The organism is Sphingomonas sp. CCH9-E2 (assembly GCF_001557215.1).
Classification (GTDB): Bacteria; Pseudomonadota; Alphaproteobacteria; order Sphingomonadales; family Sphingomonadaceae; genus Sphingomonas.
This window is the reverse complement of sequence record NZ_LSJM01000428.1, coordinates 1-2,180: the sequence shown is the minus strand read 5'-3', so window position 1 is coordinate 2,180 and position 2,180 is coordinate 1. Positions and strand designations below refer to the sequence as shown.

The following is a 2,180-nucleotide window of genomic DNA, read 5'->3' as shown; positions in this document are numbered from 1 at the left end:
TGCTTGGGAGGCGGCGCGGGGTTGAGGGGGCGGGTTATTGCCGCGCTCTTCGCCCGAAGCTACCTCGCCTTACTGCGGCAATTAAGTATTGTGTCCCCGGATCTCCGAAGTATTGTGTCCCCGGATCTCCCGGATCTGCGGTGTTCCCGGATCTGCGCCGGATCTCTGCCGAAGGTACAGTTGAGTGCTTAATCTTGAGAATTCTTGCGGGCTGAAAAGAGGTGAATTTTTAAGCGGCTAACAATCGAACTCCCGTTCACGGGACCGCGCGGACTATAGGACCACGTCATAAGGACTACGACGGGAGCTAGCAGCGCCGTAGCGACCAGTGCTTCGGCCCACCAACCGATCTCGGTCAACCTATCGAATATTGCAGTGGTCACCGTCGCGGCTGACGGAAAAATTGGAGTAAAGAGACGGCCTAGCGCATGTGCCAAGGCTATCAGATAAATGGCTCCGGGAACCGCCAGATCAAAAAGCCTTACTTGTACCTTTGTTGTGCGAACCGCTCGAGTAAGAGGGGTAAGTGCATCTGCCATCTGCCGGCGGAGTGCTTGCAGTTCAGGAACAAGGGCGCTGCGGCTGGTGTGAACCGCTGCCTCTACCCGCCGCTGAACGGCGTCTAGCTGGGAACGAAGCTCTGTGGCCTGATCAGAATTTTGGTTCACCAGCCTTCTGATCTCCAGTTCAAGATTGGAAACAAACTGAGCTATCGTCGGCGGGGCGCTGGTGTTTTTGATCGACGGTGGCCAAGTCGTGAACCTCGCGACCCTCTCGTCTAGGAACCTATCCATCGCGGCCCTCATCGTCAGGTAGGCAGGCTTCTGAACAGTGTTGCCGAGTGATGTCCATGCGGCTTCGGCAAGACCATTGACGGTAGCTTCACGCAATTCCTTTCCATAAATTGATGCTAGGGCTTCATCAATCACATGAGTTATTAGATGTTCCGCATTTTGTAGCGTTGGAGATTGCTTGATAGAATCGATAATTCTTTCCTGATCAAGAATAGCAAAACGCTCAGGAGGAGAGGAGATTTGTAATGAACTATACTGATTTTTGATTTCATCCAAAGGTACATGAACCCTCAAGAGCACATTTTCGCATGATTTCGTAACGGAGTCTATTTCTCCAACCATTTCGCCGGCTGGCTGTAGGCTGGCGTCAACATCCTTTACCTCGCCGACCCAAATTATCCACGCGTGAAGGAAGCTAACAGTTGCGGCCACAACTAGGCAGAAAATGATGAACGGAATGTCCGCCTCTGGGATATCTGTCGGCAGGAGGTTGGTTATTACTTTGCCACTGCCGTGTATCGTTGAAAGAAAGAGTGACACCGATAAGAGCAGCGACGTTAGCCGTACCTTATGAAAATGTTCGCTCAGGCGCGATGATTTTCCGTTTCGGTCTTGACCCATGTCTAGCCCCCTAATGGAGCGATTGAAGCGGCAGTCCGACAATAGGTCAATGGTTGGCCGGCAACGGGGCTAGATACACTTCCGCTGATAGGGGGCAAATGCTAGCTCTGATCGGCGCTGCGCGCCGATCTACCCCTCTCCCAACCTTCGCTAGGCGGCGGATCCGCCAAGCTGCGGTATCCCTCTCCCCTATCAAGGGGAGAGGGCGATGGGGGGCGACCGGGCGCCTTCTGCTTCGTCATCCCGGCCTTGTGCCGGAATCCACGGTGCCGAACTTCCCGCGAAAGAGCCTCTTGTCCCGCGCCTGCCGCCCGGTGGATCCCGGCACAGGGCCGGGATGACGATGGTGGGCAAAGGGGGCGGAACGGTCAGCATCGGCTGTGGGACAGAGCCGCGTGGCTGCAGCCGTCCTCCCCCTCCGTCATGCTTCGCATGCCACCTCCCCCTGGCGGGGGAGGATCGAGGATCAGCCCTTTGGCTTGGCCGGCTTCTTGGCCCGTTCCGGCGGTTTGCCGTCGATCTTGACCAGTGATGCGAGGCGGCATTCGCCTTCGCGGGGGACGATGATGCTGGCGAAGCGGTCGATTCCGCCGACGCCGCCTGAAGGACGGAAGCCGATGCGCCAGGCCCAGGGGAGTTCGATGCACGGGGCGAAGAAGGTACCGCGATACCATTGCCGCCCGGCGCGCAGGTAGATGGCGTCGCGACCATCGGCGCGGAAGTCGCGAATCATCGAGGGGAAGGGGATGCGGGCCTCTTTGGCGG

2 protein-coding genes are annotated in these 2,180 nt (G+C 57.2%); both read right to left on the bottom strand.

What is annotated here, in order from left to right; genetic code table 11:
* Window positions 1-188 precede the first annotated feature (188 nt).
* Window positions 189-1,415: a hypothetical protein gene (locus AX681_RS22160; RefSeq protein ID WP_156442649.1), complete on the bottom strand. Its 1,227-nt coding sequence runs from the start codon at window positions 1,413-1,415 to the stop codon at window positions 189-191.
* Between the two features lie 466 nt (window positions 1,416-1,881).
* Window positions 1,882-2,180, bottom strand: a 299-nt coding sequence (locus tag AX681_RS19020) for a hypothetical protein (RefSeq protein ID WP_066682629.1), incomplete at its 5' end; no start/stop codon positions are given.